Genomic DNA, 15976 nt, shown 5'->3' with positions numbered 1-15976 from the left:
TAAAAAAAGCTCTTTTGGAATGAACCAAAAGAGCTTTTTTTTGTGCAATACTTTTAAATTGTATTAGAATTTAAAGTTATACCCTAAAGAAATTTCTGTTCCAGGATCTCTTAATGAATATATTTGATCGCTTGCTTTATAAGACTCGTAGCTACTTTCTCTTTCGCTACCTAAAATATTATTGACTTTCAATTCAACCGATGATCTTCTGTCTTCTCCAAAAGATTTATTCATTGTAAAGTTTAAAGCATGAAAAGATTGTGTGTAAACATCTGGTACAATACCAGTACCTACAACCTCTAATGTTTTTCCTTGTACGTTATAAAATAAACCAGTTTGTAAACCAGCATCACTATTGTTGTAATCTAAACCAACATTAATAAGAAAAGGTGATTGACCTTGTAAATCTCTTTCTCTTTCAATAGTTTCTCCATCTCTTGCAGATAATGATCTTGCATTAAACTCGTCATCAGACATTGTTAATTGAGATTTTATGATGGATACGTTTGCGTTAAACTTTAAGTTATCTAAGCTTTCAGAAATGAAACCTAATTTTTGTCTAAATTCAAATTCAGCTCCATAAACTTTAGCATTACCTAAGTTAGCAGGTGTAACTTGTGTTGGTGCTTGTAAGAAGAAAGTTAACTCAATAGGATCTTTAAAATCTTTGTAAAAACCACTTACAGCAAACATCTGTCCTTTTTTACCGTAACGTTCGTATCTTAAATCGAAGTTGTTAATGTAAGTAGGTACTAAATCTAAATTACCAATAAATAAACGGTTGGTAATAGGATCGTAAATTTGCGAGTTAGATTGTTCTTTAAAAGAAGGTCTTGCAGTAGTACGAGAATAAGAACCTCTAATGTTTGCATTATCAGTTACTGAGTAGATAAGATTTGCAGATGGAAATAAATCAAATACATCTTGCACTTCAAAATCTTGGTACACTACATCACCATCTTGTCCTGAATAGTAAGATTTAAAGTATTCAGTTCTTAAACCAAGTACTGTTTTAAAATTTTCAGAAACATTAAATTCATTTGAAATATATGAAGCGTAAACCATGTTCTCACCTTCGTAAGCATTATCAGGGATAAAAGTATCTCCAAAAGTAATGATTGTTCCGTTTTGAGATTCTGGTGTCCAGATATTTTCTGAAGCTAATAAGTTATTTACGTTTCCGTCTGAAATATAAGAACCATCACCTTCAATTTGGAAAGAGAAAGAATCAATATTAAAATCACGGAATTTGTATAAGTAACTTCCTCCAAATTTTACTTGAGCAGTTCTGTTGAATAATTCGTATTTCTTTTTGAAATCAAATTTTGCAGCCCAGTTTTCTTCTTGTAATGTTCTCCAAAGACGAATTGGGAATGTTGATGCACTTGGGCTAATAAAGAATCCACCATCATCAGATTGTTGTAAAGGTGTTACTCTATGATCTTTATCATGTACTTTTGAAAACGTAGGAGATAATTTCCACTCAAAGTTCCAAGCGTTTTCATCACTACTTAATCTGTGGTTTCCTGTTACTAAAAAGTTAGTTACAGCACGTTCAGTATAGGTTAAAGCATTTTTGTATAAAGGCTCTTGCGCTCCACCTGTTCCATCTTGAGAAATTTCTTGGTTGTAAACACCAGCAGAAGATTCTCCGTTTTGAATATGAAGTACATTAAATTTATACTTTGATTTTTCAGTTTTAAATACAACTCCAGCTAAGGCATTTAAGATTACGTTATTGATACCTTGAGCACCTTGAGAATATAATGTACTTTTTAATGTGTTTACTGATGCATCAGCATCTCTTAACCAACCACCATCTATTCTTTTTTCGTAAAATGTAGTTTCGTTTTTGTAAGAAAATGACGTTTGGAATCCTATTTTATTATCACCAACATTGTATTGGTTTCCTAAAGTAAATCCTAAATCATAGTTCATACCGCTACTTTGACGTTTTGCAGCCAATTCTTTAGCAAAACGATCTGTTAAAGAGGTAAGTAATGCTTTGTTTTCAAAAGTTCCAGGAATATTTTGGTAACGATTTATTGGTAAGTTTCTAGAACCATCATCAAATCCAAAAAAGTCACTATCACTTCCACCGTAACTTAAATAGTTGCTTTTAAAGTGCATATCTGGGTTGTAACCAAGACCTATTGAAATTGAAGCTTCTTTTTTAGCAGGAAAATCTTTTGTAACAATATCTACAACTCCTCCTGTAAAATCAGCAGGATATTCTGCAGCAGCAGATTTAATAACAATTACGTTATCTAAGATACTTGTTGGAAATAAATCCATTTGAATTGTATTTCTGTCAGGATCTAAACCAGGAATATCTACTCCATTTAAAGTAGATTTTGTGTAACGATCTCCAAGACCTCTTACGTAAACGTATTTACCTCCTTGTATAGAAACTCCAGGAACATTTTTTACAGCACTTGCTAGGTTACTAGCTCCGCTACTTTTTATAGATTGTGCAGAAAGCCCATCTAAAAGGGTTACCGATTTTTTTTGCATGTTTAATACAGCACTTTCGGTATTTTTTTTAGCACTTGTTGTAATTATAATTGTTTCTAAAGAGTTAGTGCTTAAAGTTACATCTATGTTTACAACTTTATTAGCTTTAACGATAACCTCGCTAATTTCTTTAGTTTCATAACCAACAAAAGAAAAGACTAGTGTGTAGGTACCAGCTTCTAGGTTTAATTCATATTTACCATCAAAATCTGATGTTGTTCCTGTGGTTGTGCCTTTAACTAAGATATTTGCAAAAGCCATTGGCTCTACAAATTCTCCATCAATAACATTTCCTACAATCTTACCTGTTTGAGCGTAAGAAAAGGAAAGTGTAAAAAAGCAAATTAAAAGTAATGAATATATTTTTTTTTCCATCGTAAAGATTTTTATGTATAAACAACTGCTCACATATAGTGAGCAGTTGTTTATTTAAGGAATTAATTAAATTACCTTTATTTTTTAGTAAGCTCCAGCTTCGTTGGCATATGTCCAGTCAAAAGAAGAAGTTGTTGCTCCTACAGTTTGAGAACCTGCAGTAACAGCAGTAGCAGTTGATCCAAAACCTGTTACAGTAACTGTAGTAGCTTTGTTAACAAAGATAGTTTCAACATCAGTAACAGCAGTTGGTAATACAATTTCCCATGTTCCAAAAGTTAAAAGACCATCGTTATAGTTTGTAGCAACACCATCATTATCAAGTTCTACATCAGAAGAATCTTTAAATCCGTAAGCGTATACATTGTTTGTTGTTCCCATTGCGTTACTTCTGTAATCAGCGTACTCACCGTTTTCAGTATTTAAGTTTCCTACAATTGTAGCGTTTTCAATAGTAAAAGATCCAGTAGCAGATCCTTCTGGTCCATCAACTTCAAAAGCGTGGTCAGATACATCTCCTAAGATTACCATTGCGTTGCTAATTGTTCCAGAGTAAGCTTGATCAATATCTAAAGCGTCATCTCCTTGACCCCATACTAAGATGTTTGAAGCATTTACTGTTCCTCCAAAAAATTCAACTCCATCATCAACATTTGCAACTACTTCTACGTTGTCAATTGTTGTTCCGTTACCAACTCCACCAAGAGTTAATCCGTTAATTTCATTTCCTTCACCAATTAAAGCACCACCATGACGGATAGATACGTATTGTATGATTCCAGAGTTATCTGCAGCAACATTTCCACCGTAAAGACCAAAAGTATCATCAGCAGGAATTCCTTCAATTTGAGCTTCAGGTACATTTCCTGAAAAAGAACAAGGTGCATTTCCTAATACAATTAATCCTCCCCAAAGACCTCTGTTGTTTTCTCCTAAGTTAGTTCCAGTAGTTTCACCACAAGAAATATTATCACTAGATGATGTAAAGATAATTGGTTGATCTGCAGTTCCAACAGCGTTAATTTGAGAACCTCTTGCAATGATTAAAGCAGAAGCTAAAGATCCTGTTCCAGCTGTTCCTTTTATAATAGTTCCTGGCTCAATAGTTAATACTGCTCCATTGTCTACAACAACTTTTTGGTTTAATACATATATGTTATCACTTGTCCATGTTGTGTTAACTGTAATTGCTCCACTAACAGATACTGTAGGGCAAACCTCTTCGCCATCACCACCACCTTGATAGATAATTGTAGTTTCTTCAATTATAATAGGAGTGTCGTCATCTTTAAAACATCCAGTTAATGATACAGATGCCAATGCTAATACGGCTAAAGTTATTTTCTTCATTTTGATAATTTTTTAATTGTGTTCAGTTATGTTATTTTGTTGTGGCAAAGAAACCGCAATACTGTAAAGTCTACGTTAAGCACAGATTAAACGTTAGTAATAAAAAAGTTATCTTAATGTTATTGGTTTGGCGTTTATTCGTATTTAAGAATACATTAATTTAACATTGAAAAAGGTATCTTGCACTTTTAATACTATTACTATGAACTGGGAACAATTACTATCATTAAAACGTTTTGGAGATCCGCATAAGCGATTAAGAAAAGAACAAGATGAAACACGTTTAGGATTTGATGTGGATTATGACCGTATTATTTTTTCTTCGGAATTTAGAAGTCTTCAAGATAAAACTCAAGTCATTCCCTTATCTAAAACCGATTTTGCGCACACCCGATTAACGCATAGTTTGGAGGTGAGTGTAGTAGGACGTTCTTTAGGTAGAAGTGTAGGACAAAGATTACTTAAAAAACATCCGCACTTAAAAAGTGTTCATGGGTATCAAATTAATGACTTCGGAACTATTGTCGCCGCAGCAGCATTAGCACATGATATTGGAAATCCCCCTTTTGGCCATTCAGGAGAAAAAGCTATTGGAGAATTTTTTAAGTCTGGTGCTGGAAAACAGTTTAAAGCAGATTTAACAGCTAAAGAATATCAAGATTTATGTGATTTTGAAGGAAATGCCAATGGGTTTAAAATATTAACCGAAAGCAGATCGGGTAGAGAAGGCGGATTAAGATTAAGTTATGCTACTTTGGGCGCTTTTACAAAATACCCAAAAGAATCATTACCTAAAAAACCAACCAAACATATTGCCGATAAAAAATATGGCTTCTTTCAGAATGATAAAGCTGCTTTTATTGATATTGCTAATGATTTAGGGTTAATAAAACGAGGTGCAGAAGGTGATATTAGTTTTTATAGACATCCTTTAGCTTACCTTGTGGAAGCCGCAGATGATATTTGTTACACAATTATTGATTTCGAAGATGGTATTAATTTAGGACTTATTCAAGAAGAATATGCTTTAGAGTATTTAATAACTCTAGTGAGAGATACCATAAATACAGATAAATATCACTCATTATTAACGACTCACGACCGTGTAAATTATTTACGAGCTTTAACAATTAATACGTTAATAAATGAAGCTGTTGATTTATTTATGGAACATGAAGAGGAAATTCTTAATGGAGAATTTTCAAAAGCATTGTTAGATAAAAGTAAATATGCCGCACAAATAAGTGATATTATTGATATTAGTATTAAAAATGTTTACCAATCTAAAGAAGTAATAGATAAAGAAATCGCAGGTTATGAGGTAATCAACGTGTTACTAGAAACTTATACCGAAGCTATTTATAAAAATTCAAAAAACCAATTAACGCATTATCAGCAATTAATATTAAAGGTGTTTCCTGAAACGGTAGCTTTAGATAATGATGATCTTTATGAGAATTTAATGGCCATTTGTAATTATATATCTAAACTGTCAGATAGTAATGCTATTTCAGCTTATAAAAGATTACAAGGTTTTCATTTATAATAAATTAATTCAAACTATTTTTAAACAACTCAGTTAATGAGTTGGCATCTATTTTGGCAAGTTGTTGTAATTCTTCAACACGTCCATGTTCAATAAATTGATCAGGTAATCCTAAAACGGTAACAGGTGTCGTGTAATTATATTTAGACTTAAATTCTAAAACAGCACTACCAAAACCACCAACTGTTGTACCGTCTTCAATAGTGAAAATTTTATGGTGTGTTTTAAAAATATGGTGAAGTAATACTTCGTCTAAAGGTTTTATAAAACGCATATCATAATGCGCTATTTTGTTGTTGTCTTCTATATTAAAAAGAGCATCAGTAACATTATTAGCTATGGTGCCAACGCTTAAAATAGCAATATCATCTCCAGATTTTAATTGACTTCCTGTACCTATTTTAATAGTCTCAAAAGGTTGTTTCCAATCAAAAATTCGTCCGCGTCCTCTAGGATATCTAATAGCGATAGGTTGTTTTAGGTTTTGAGCTGTAAACATAATGTTACGTAATTCAATCTCATTTCTAGGAGCAAAAACAATAAGATTAGGGATACATCTTAAAAATGATAAGTCGTATACGCCATGATGAGTTGCGCCATCTTCACCAACTAATCCTGCACGATCTAAACAAAATACAACTGGTAAATTTTGTAAAGCGACATCATGTATAATTTGATCATACGCACGTTGTAAAAATGTAGAATAAATATTGCAAAATACGGTAAGACCTTGTGTAGCCAATCCTGCCGAAAGTGTTACCGCATGTTGTTCGGCAATACCAACATCAAAAGCACGCTCCGGAAACTTTTGCATCATATATTTTAAAGAACTTCCTGTTGGCATTGCAGGTGTAATTCCTACAATATCTTTATTTTGAGTAGCGAGTTCTACAAGCGTTTTTCCAAAAACATCCTGAAACTTTGGCGGCTCATTTTCAATGATAACTTTAGGAAGTAATTCGCCAGTTTTAGCATTAAACTTTCCTGGTGCGTGATATTTTACTTGATCGTTCTCAGCTTGTAGTAACCCTTTTCCTTTAGTCGTTATAATATGGAGAAACTTAGGACCGCTAATTGTTTTTAAGCGTTTTAGCTCTTCAACGACTGCAAAAATATCATGACCATCAATTGGTCCTGAATAATTAAAATTTAAAGCTTCAAAAATATTATCTTGTTGAGGTGTGCCTTTTTTAACATGAGTTAAATACTGTTTTAAAGCACCAACACTTGGGTCAATTCCTATGGCATTATCATTTAAAATTACCAATATGTTGGCATTGGTAACTCCAGCGTGGTTTAAACCTTCAAAAGCCATTCCGCTTGCAATTGATGCGTCACCAATAACTGCGATATGATGTTTGTGTTCTCCTTTTAATTTTGAAGCAATTGCCATTCCTAAAGCCGCAGAAATTGAGGTAGATGAATGTCCAACCCCAAAAGCATCATAAATACTCTCACTACGTTTTGGGAAACCACTAATACCGTTTAATTGTCTGTTGGTATGAAAATTTTCGCGCCTTCCGGTAAGTAATTTATGCCCATAAGCTTGATGCCCTACATCCCAAATTAATAAATCTTCGGGCGTGTTAAAAACATAATGCAAAGCAATAGTAAGTTCAACAACACCTAAACTTGCGCCTAAATGACCTTCTTTTGTGGCCACAATATTAATAATGCGTTCACGTAACTCTTTGGCGAGTTGTGGTAAATCGTTCACCTTTAATTGGCGTAAATCTTCAGGAAGATGAATGTGGTTTAATAGTTTGCTCATGAACTACAAATGTAATATTATTTACACTGAAATTTTAATATTGAAATCGTATTTTTGATGTTATGGAAAACCCGTTCGACGCTACTTATTTTATGAAAAAAGCTTTGCAGGAAGCAGAAATTGCTTTTGATAAAGGCGAAATACCTGTAGGTGCTGTAATTGTTATTGAAGATAGGATTATTGCCAGAGCGCATAACCTCACCGAACTTCTTAATGATGTAACGGCTCATGCCGAAATGCAAGCAATAACTGCCGCTGCTAATTTTTTAGGTGGAAAGTATTTAATAAACTGTACACTTTATGTGACTTTAGAGCCTTGCCAAATGTGTGCTGGTGCTTTGTATTGGAGTCAGATTTCTAAAATTGTTTATGGTGCAAGAGATGAACATAGGGGGTGTATTGCTATGAATACAAAGTTACATCCTAAAACGAAATTAGAAGGTGGTGTTATGGCTGAAGAAGCTGCGGCATTAATGACGCGCTTTTTTGCTGAGCGTAGAAATTTAAAATAAGGCAACAAAAAACGCCTAACTTTCGTTAGACGTTTGAAACTGTAATAAAGTATATCTCCTTAGATTACTTGCACGTTAGCAGCAACTAATCCTTTTCTTCCTTCTTCTTCTGTGTACTCTACACTATCGCCTTCGCGTAATTCAACTCCATTAAGATTTGATACGTGTACGAAAATGTCATTCCCTGTTTCGTCGTTGGTAATGAATCCAAATCCTTTTGAATCATTAAAAAATTTAACTGTTCCAGTCATTATAAAAAATATATTAATTAAGTTGCAAAGGTATAACTTATAACAATGCCATGTGTTAAGAAATTGTTTTTTTATTAAAAAATTGATAATCAGGCATCTTTTTCGTGATTTTTCATTTTATCAAGGTTTTCTTGAGTAATCATATAATCTTTAATGTCTTTGTCTTTCCAGCGGTAATAAGAAAATACAGGAAACACAACAATAAAGAGTCCTACAACACCAAATCCTATGAGTTTTTGGCTGTAATTTACATCTAAAATTAAGCCTGAAGCAATACTTCCAAGGCATAAAATTGTAGCAATTATTATAAAATATTTCATGAGTTTTAATTTGAGATGTTTATTAGTTTTCGTCTGTAAACAGTTAATAATTTTGATTTTGAGATAAAACCAACATAAGATCCATGTTCTATAACCGGTAAATTCCACGCATTACTATCCTGAAATTTCTTCATAATAACGGTCATTTTATCTGTTTCAATATTTATAGTTTCTGGCGGATCTTGCATAATTTCTTTAGCTAAAACGTCGTCATAAAGTGTTTGATCAAACATTATAGGACGAATATCATCTAAGAGGATAATTCCTAATAACACGCCAGAACCTTTATCTACCACAGGGAAAATATTTCGATTAGATTTTATTACTGCTTTATGAACAATCTCACCAAGTGTCATATTGGGAGTAATGGTAATAAAGTTGGTTTCTACAACGGTGTTGATATCCATTAAAGTTAATACAGCGTGATCTTTATCGTGTGTGATGAGATCTCCTTTTCGGCCTAATTCCATCGTGTAAACAGAATGTGGGTAAAAGTATTTTGTAATACCAAAAGCAATAGTTGATGTTAACATTAGCGGGATGAATAAATCATAACCACCAGTAAGTTCTGCAATTAAAAATATGGCTGTTAATGGTGCTTGTAATACACCAGCCATTACACCAGCCATTCCAACAAGTGTGAAATTACTTTCAGATACTGTGGTACTAAAAAGTCCGCAATGGTTAATCACTTTAGCAATACAGTTTCCCATGATGCTTCCCATAAATAGAGTAGGGGCAAAAATACCACCAACACCACCAGCTCCAAAAGTTACCGCACTAGCTATAATTTTGAAGAAAACTAAGCCTGCAAGAAGTGCGATTACCATCCAAATATTATCTAAATCTAAATGTAAAAAATTGGTTGTTAATGCTTTTTCAGGGTTACCTGCAATAAGGTTATTCATTACATCAAATCCCTCACCATAAAGTGGCGGAATAAAATACACGAGAATACCAATGGCTGTACCACCAACTAAAAAGCGTTTTACAGGGGATTTTATTTTATCGAAAAAGGTTTGTATGCGTTCGTATATTTCAGTAAAATAAATAGAAGTTAATGCAGCAAAAACACCTAAAACGGCATAAAAAGGAACATCTGAAACTACAAATTTATCTTCAATATCAAAAGGTAAAAGTACGTCACTTCCAAAGAAAAAATAAGAAGTTAAAATCGCAGATAAAGATGCTAGTAGTAATGGTAACATTGAGGCGATAGTAAGATCTAAACTAAACACTTCAATAGCAAAAATAATAGCTGCAATTGGGGCTTTAAATATAGAAGATAACGCTCCTGCTGCTGCACAACCAATTAATAAGTTTTTGGTTCTTTGATTCATATGAAACATCTTAGCGATGTTTGAACTTATTGCTGCTCCTGTGGCTACAGTTGGTCCTTCCAATCCTATCGAACCTCCAAAACCTACAGTGATTGGTGCTAATAAAACAGATCCAAACATTTGATAACGCTTCATAATACCTTTGCGTTTAGCAATAGCATATAAGGTTGAAGGAATCCCATGGCTTACCTTATTACGAATAATATAAGTTGAAATAAGATACACCAAAGCAAATCCTATAATTGGAAACAAAAAGTAGAAAGCCTGATGGTAGTATTGTACCAATTTACCTTCTAATAAATGTTGAATAAAGTGTGTTAGGTTCTTTAAAACTACCGCACCAACACCTGAAGTAAATCCAACAAGAATACTTAATATATATACAAACTGCTTATGAGAGATATATTTGGCTCTCCATATTAATAAGCGTTTAAAAAGTGTTTTTTTAGGCATTTGTATTTGTTAATGCTGTTTGTGAATTTTGAGGCATTTTTAGGTTTCGAAATTAAAGCTACAAAAAAATCCTGCACAAAGCAGGATTTTTAATTTATGATTTTAAGTTAAGTTTTAAGCTTAGCTCAGTGAGTTGTTCATCGTCAATAGGAGCAGGAGCATCAATCATTACATCGCGGCCTGAATTATTTTTAGGGAAAGCAATAAAATCTCTAATTGTTTCTTGTCCTCCTAAAATAGCAACTAATCTATCTAAACCAAAAGCAAGTCCTCCGTGTGGTGGTGCTCCATATTCAAAAGCATCCATAAGAAAACCAAATTGTGCTTTAGCATCTTCTTCAGAAAAACCTAAATGCTTCAACATGGTTGCTTGCATTTGTTTATCGTGAATTCTTATAGAACCTCCACCAATTTCATTACCATTTAATACTAAATCGTAAGCATTGGCTTTTACTGCACCTGGATCTGTGTCGAGTAATTCCATTTGTCCTGGTTTAGGAGAGGTGAACGGATGATGCATCGCGTGGTAGTGACCAGTTTCTTCATCTAATTCTAATAATGGAAAATCAATAACCCATAATGGTGCAAATACTTTAGGGTCTCTTAAGCCTAAGCGAGTTGCTAATTCCATACGTAAAGCAGATAATTGCGCACGTACTTTATTAGTATCTCCCGAAAGAATACAAATTAGATCTCCTGCTTTAGCACCGGTTACTTCTGCCCATTTTGCTAAATCGTCTTGATCGTAAAATTTATCTACTGAAGATTTAAATGTACCATCGTCATTACAACGTGAGTATACCATACCTAAAGCACCAACTTGTGGACGTTTTACCCAGCTAATTAATTTGTCTATTTCTTTTCTTGTATAACTATTTCCTCCCGGAACAGCGATACCAACAACTAATTCGGCATCATTAAATACTTTGAAATCTTTATGTTGTGCAACTGCATTAAGTTCTCCAAATTCCATTCCAAATCTAATATCTGGTTTGTCGTTACCGTATAAACGCATAGCGTCGTCGTATAACATACGTGGGAATTTTTCAATCTCAACACCGTTTACTTCTTTTAATAAGTGACGTGTTAAACCTTCAAAAACGTTTAAGATATCTTCTTGCTCTACAAAAGCCATTTCACAGTCAATTTGTGTGAATTCTGGCTGACGGTCTGCACGTAAATCTTCATCTCTAAAACACTTTACAATTTGAAAGTATTTATCCATTCCACCAACCATAAGCAATTGCTTAAAAGTTTGAGGTGATTGTGGTAAAGCGTAAAACTCACCTTCATTCATACGAGAAGGTACTACAAAATCACGTGCTCCTTCTGGAGTCGATTTGATTAAGTATGGTGTTTCAACTTCAATAAAACCATCGGTAGATAAAAAGTTTCTTACTTCTTGAGCTACTTTAGCTCTAAAAATTAAGCTGTTTTTTACAGGATTACGACGAATATCTAAATAACGATATTTCATACGGATATCCTCACCACCATCGGTAGTATCTTCAATAGTAAAAGGAGGTGTTTTTGAAGCATTAAGAACGGTTAGTTCTTTTACTAAAATTTCAATATCACCAGTTTCAATATTTGGATTTTTTGAAGCACGTTCAATAACTGTTCCTGTAATTTGAATAACAAACTCACGACCCAGTTTTTGGGCTTGCTCCATTAGGTCTTTTGATGTGCGTTCTTCATCAAAAATAAGTTGAGTAATTCCGTAACGATCACGTAAATCTACCCAAACCATAAATCCTTTATCACGAACTTTCTGAACCCAACCAGAAAGTGTTACTTCGTTATTAATATGTGATGCTCTTAGTTCACCACAGTTATTACTTCTGTACATACTATAAATTTTGAGGTGCAAATTTAAGGAAGTTATACCATATTCTTGCTTTAAAACGATTGTTTTATTAGTACTGTTTTTGAGGTTATAATGATGCCTGATTGTTATAAAATGAAAAAGTCCCAACGTAATGTTGAGACTTTTTCGGCTATTAATCGGACTCTAAAATTAGAGTTCTAATTAATCTTTAATAGTACTGTTTGGTGCAGTAACTACGGGTTGTTCATTTCTGTAATGTAACCACATTTTTAATTTCATGGTTAAAAAGAATAAAATTGGTACTACAATTAATGTTAAGAAGGTAGCTATAAATAATCCGTAAATAACGGTCCATGCTAATGGTCCCCAAAACACTACATTATCTCCACCCATGTATATATGAGGGTTTAATTCTGAAAATAATGTAAAAAAGTTAATGTTTAAACCAATAGCTAATGGTACTAAACCTAATATAGTAGTGATTGCTGTAAGTAATACTGGACGTAAACGTGCTTTTCCGGCGGTAACAATACTTTCATATAAATCTTCGCTAGTTAAGTAATCATCTTTACCAAGATCTAAATCATTCTTTTTTCGGTCTATTAATAATTGTGCGTAATCTAAAAGTACTACACCATTATTTACTACAATTCCCGCAAGGGATATAATTCCAACCATGGTCATCATAATTACAAAGGCACTTCCTGTAAGTACAATTCCACCAAATACTCCAATGAAACTTAAGAAAATAGCCAACATAATGATTGTTGGTTTTGAAATAGAATTAAATTGAAAGATTAAGATGAAGAAAATTAAACCTAAACCAGTAAAGAACGCACCCATTAAGAATAACATTTGCTTGTTTTGTTCTTCAATCTGACCTGTGTAATCTACTTTAATATTTTCTGGTAGACCTTCATAATTTTTCATTTCATTTTGCACTTGAGCAACAATTGCTCCTGCATCTGTATATCCTGGAGATAATGCAGAGTACACTGTTACTACACGGCGTGTATCTTTGTGTTTAATAGCGCTAAAACCTGAATTGTTTTCATGTTTTGCTATCGCAGAAACTGGAACACTTTTTAACTGCCCTAATTGGTTTCTAAACGTAATGTTTTGATTAAATAAGGCGCTTGTGTTATATCTGTTTTCTTCATTAAAACGAATGTAAATATCGTAATCATCACCGTCTTCTTTATAAATACCAGCTTTAGATCCAAATATTGAACTACGTAATTGTTGTCCAACTTGTGAGGCGCTAATACCTAATTCTCCAGCTTTTTTACGATCAACCACCACACGCATGCTTGGTTTATCTTTATTTACATCAATTTTAAGCTCGTCAATACCTTGTATATCTTTAGCATTGATAAACTCACGCATGTTTTCGGCAGTAGCAATAAGCTCATCATAATCATCACCTTCAATTTCTATATTAATTGGAGGTCCTACAGGAGGTCCGTTAACATCTTTTTCAACTGAGATTAAAACTCCAGGAAAAACTCCAACAAGATCTTCTTGTACTTTTTGACGTAGCAATTCACTGTCTTCCCCTTTACGATATTTATACTCGCGCATTGAAGCTGTAATTTTTGCTTTATGAGGCATTTCGGCGGAAGAACCACTATCTGTTTGTGGATTTCCGGCACCTTCACCAACTTGAGCTACGGCACTTTCAACTAAAAAGTTGTAATCACCATCTTTATATTGATCATTATCTAATACTTTAAATACGCGTTCTTCAATACGTTTGGTTATGGTATTGGTTTTTTCAATTGCGGTACCTTGAGGGTATTCGATATAAACAATAATTTGATTTGGTTTATTGTCTGGGAAAAATTCAACTTTTGTTCTTTTGGTGCTTAACGAAATTCCAAAAGCAACAAAAGCAGCAATTAATAGTAAGAAGGTTCCTATAGTTAATATATAAGGTCTTTTTCCTGAAAGAGAACTACGTAATTGACGTTCGTACCAGTTTTCTAATTTCACTAAGGTTTTAGTTTGGAAACTATTAGCCCATTTACGTAAAAATAAACGGTAAGCCCAAAGTAAAATGACTGTAAAAATCATGATGGTTCCAAGACCTCGGTAAGTACCACCTACAAATAGGATAAGCAACCCAAGAACTAACATAATTACAGAGATTTTTATAATCTGTTTTATTGGCATGTCTTTATCTTCAATAGTCATGTATTTTGATACTAATACTGAATTGAAAAAGATGGCTACAAATAATGAAGATCCTAAAACTACAGATAGTGTAATAGGTAAGATTTTCATGAATTCACCCATAATTCCTGGCCATAAACCTAACGGAATAAATGCAGCAACAGTTGTAGCTGTTGATATAATAATAGGAAAAGCAATTTCTCCAATTCCTACTTTAGCAGCCTCAATACGGCTCATGCCTTCGTCTTGCATTAAACGGTATACGTTTTCAACGACTACAATACCATTATCTACAAGCATTCCAAGCCCCATAATAAGACCAAAAAGTACCATAGTATTTAAACTCTGTCCTAATAATTGTAATATCATTAGTGACATAAACATAGACATTGGTATGGCAAACCCTACAAATAAGGCGTTTTTAAATCCTAAGAAGAACATTAAAACGGTAACCACTAAAATAACACCAAAAATAATGTTGTTTACTAAATCATCAACTTGACCAATGGTTTTTGATGATTGATCGTTAGTTACAGTGATATTTAGGTCTTTAGGGAATACGTTTTCAATAGCATCTTTTACAATAACTTGAATTTGTTCGGCGGCAGCCACCATATTTTTTCCTGCACGTTTTTTAACATCCAACATTACAACAGGATATCCAAACTCACGCGCATAAGTGGTTTTGTCTTCTTCCTTAAATTTTACAACTGCAATATCTTTAAGGTAAATTGGGTGTTCATTTTCTGCTTTTACTACAAAGTCTTCTAATTCTGAAGGTGTATTTATTTCTCCAAGAATACGAATAGTACGACGTTGCCCACTTGCAATTAAATTACCTGCCGACATGGTAACGTTTCCGTTATTTATAGTATTAATAATGTCACTGAAAGTTACATTAGCAGCCATCATTTTATAAATATCTACTGCAACTTCAACTTCTTTTTCTTGAGCTCCACGAATATCAACTTTCTTGATTTCTTGTAAGTCTTCAATTTCATCTTGAAGGTATTCACCATATTCCTTTAATTTTTCAATCGGGTAATCTCCCGAAATATTAATATTAAGGATAGGCATTTCTTCAGACATACTCAATTCAAAAACGTCTGGTTCTACTTTAGCACCATTAAAACTTGGCCAATCTTCTCCAGAAGTTTTAGTATCTATTTCGTCTTTTACTTTTTGTTTGGCTTGATCAACAGAAATTCCGTCGTCAAACTCAATGACTAACATTCCGTAATCTTCTTGAGATGTTGAGGTGATTTCTACAACATTACTAACGGTTTTTAACTCGTCTTCAAGAGGATCGGTAATTAGTTTTTCAATGTCTTCGGCAGTATTTCCAGGGAAAATAGCACTAACGTATATTTTTGTTTCGTTTACTTCAGGGAAATTTTCTCTTGGCATGTCAAAAAATGCCTTAATACCCAAGTAAAAGAACAAGAGAATAAGAACGTACATAGTGGTTTTGTTGTTAATTGCCCACGATGATGCTCCAAACTCATTTTCGACTTGCTTTTTATTTTTTTTAGTCATCAGTTTCT

The 15976-nt window shown here is 33.4% G+C and carries 10 protein-coding genes; 2 read left to right on the top strand and 8 right to left on the bottom strand.

The features are described 5' to 3' along the window. Positions 1–63: 63 nt before the first annotated feature. Together ACU4C5_RS04140 and ACU4C5_RS04135 are read right to left on the bottom strand one after the other, a co-directional pair. Positions 64–2889, bottom strand: coding sequence for a TonB-dependent receptor (locus ACU4C5_RS04140; RefSeq protein WP_446845797.1), 2826 nt, complete (start codon positions 2887–2889; stop codon positions 64–66). Positions 2890–2973: 84 nt separating this feature from the next. Then, positions 2974–4239, bottom strand: coding sequence for a beta-helix domain-containing protein (locus tag ACU4C5_RS04135; protein ID WP_446845796.1), 1266 nt, complete (start codon positions 4237–4239; stop codon positions 2974–2976). Positions 4240–4441: 202 nt separating this feature from the next. Between ACU4C5_RS04135 and ACU4C5_RS04130 the strand changes: the two genes are divergently transcribed. Beyond that, positions 4442–5785 carry a deoxyguanosinetriphosphate triphosphohydrolase gene (locus tag ACU4C5_RS04130; RefSeq protein ID WP_446845795.1) on the top strand — a complete coding sequence of 448 codons (1344 nt, stop codon included), beginning with the start codon at positions 4442–4444 and terminating at the stop codon, positions 5783–5785. Positions 5786–5789: 4 nt separating this feature from the next. Here the strand turns inward: ACU4C5_RS04130 and ACU4C5_RS04125 are convergent, their stop codons facing one another. Beyond that, complete coding sequence (locus ACU4C5_RS04125) at positions 5790–7556, bottom strand: 1-deoxy-D-xylulose-5-phosphate synthase (RefSeq protein WP_446845794.1); 1767 nt, start codon at positions 7554–7556, stop codon at positions 5790–5792. A 62-nt stretch (positions 7557–7618) separates the two neighbouring features. Here ACU4C5_RS04125 and ACU4C5_RS04120 point away from each other — a divergent pair, with 62 nt between their 5' ends. Beyond that, positions 7619–8068 (top strand): nucleoside deaminase, encoded by a 450-nt coding sequence (locus ACU4C5_RS04120; protein ID WP_446845793.1) that lies wholly within the window; start codon positions 7619–7621, stop codon positions 8066–8068. 59 nt (positions 8069–8127) lie between these two features. On the opposite strand, the gene ACU4C5_RS04115 is transcribed toward ACU4C5_RS04120, so the two are convergent. The 5 genes from ACU4C5_RS04115 to ACU4C5_RS04095 all read right to left on the bottom strand — a co-directional run bounded on the left by ACU4C5_RS04115 (position 8128) and on the right by ACU4C5_RS04095 (position 15968). Beyond that, positions 8128–8319: a cold-shock protein gene (locus ACU4C5_RS04115; protein WP_446845792.1), complete on the bottom strand. Its 192-nt coding sequence runs from the start codon at positions 8317–8319 to the stop codon at positions 8128–8130. An 89-nt stretch (positions 8320–8408) separates the two neighbouring features. Next, positions 8409–8639, bottom strand: coding sequence for a hypothetical protein (locus ACU4C5_RS04110; protein ID WP_446845791.1), 231 nt, complete (start codon positions 8637–8639; stop codon positions 8409–8411). Between the two features lie 5 nt (positions 8640–8644). Continuing rightward, on the bottom strand, positions 8645–10432 hold the full coding sequence (locus ACU4C5_RS04105) for a chloride channel protein (RefSeq protein ID WP_446845790.1): 1788 nt from the start codon (positions 10430–10432) through the stop codon (positions 8645–8647). Between the two features lie 94 nt (positions 10433–10526). Then, entirely contained in the window at positions 10527–12281 is a 1755-nt protein-coding gene (gene aspS, locus ACU4C5_RS04100; protein ID WP_446845789.1) for an aspartate--tRNA ligase, read from the bottom strand. Between the two features lie 180 nt (positions 12282–12461). Then, entirely contained in the window at positions 12462–15968 is a 3507-nt protein-coding gene (locus ACU4C5_RS04095) for an efflux RND transporter permease subunit (protein WP_446845788.1), read from the bottom strand. Positions 15969–15976: the final 8 nt, after the last annotated feature.

It is taken from the genome of Lacinutrix undariae (genome assembly GCF_052934785.1).
The sequence above is the reverse complement of the archived record's forward strand: the minus strand, read 5'-3'. Positions and strand labels throughout refer to the sequence as shown.

Coding starts and splice junctions, on each gene's coding strand:
- ACU4C5_RS04140 (WP_446845797.1), bottom strand. CDS start 2,889: ATGGAAAAAAAAATATATTCATTACTTTTAATTTGCTTTTTTACACTT.
- ACU4C5_RS04135 (WP_446845796.1), bottom strand. CDS start 4,239: ATGAAGAAAATAACTTTAGCCGTATTAGCATTGGCATCTGTATCATTA.
- ACU4C5_RS04130 (WP_446845795.1), top strand. CDS start 4,442: ATGAACTGGGAACAATTACTATCATTAAAACGTTTTGGAGATCCGCAT.
- ACU4C5_RS04125 (WP_446845794.1), bottom strand. CDS start 7,556: ATGAGCAAACTATTAAACCACATTCATCTTCCTGAAGATTTACGCCAA.
- ACU4C5_RS04120 (WP_446845793.1), top strand. CDS start 7,619: ATGGAAAACCCGTTCGACGCTACTTATTTTATGAAAAAAGCTTTGCAG.
- ACU4C5_RS04115 (WP_446845792.1), bottom strand. CDS start 8,319: ATGACTGGAACAGTTAAATTTTTTAATGATTCAAAAGGATTTGGATTC.
- ACU4C5_RS04110 (WP_446845791.1), bottom strand. CDS start 8,639: ATGAAATATTTTATAATAATTGCTACAATTTTATGCCTTGGAAGTATT.
- ACU4C5_RS04105 (WP_446845790.1), bottom strand. CDS start 10,432: ATGCCTAAAAAAACACTTTTTAAACGCTTATTAATATGGAGAGCCAAA.
- aspS (WP_446845789.1), bottom strand. CDS start 12,281: ATGTACAGAAGTAATAACTGTGGTGAACTAAGAGCATCACATATTAAT.
- ACU4C5_RS04095 (WP_446845788.1), bottom strand. CDS start 15,968: ATGACTAAAAAAAATAAAAAGCAAGTCGAAAATGAGTTTGGAGCATCA.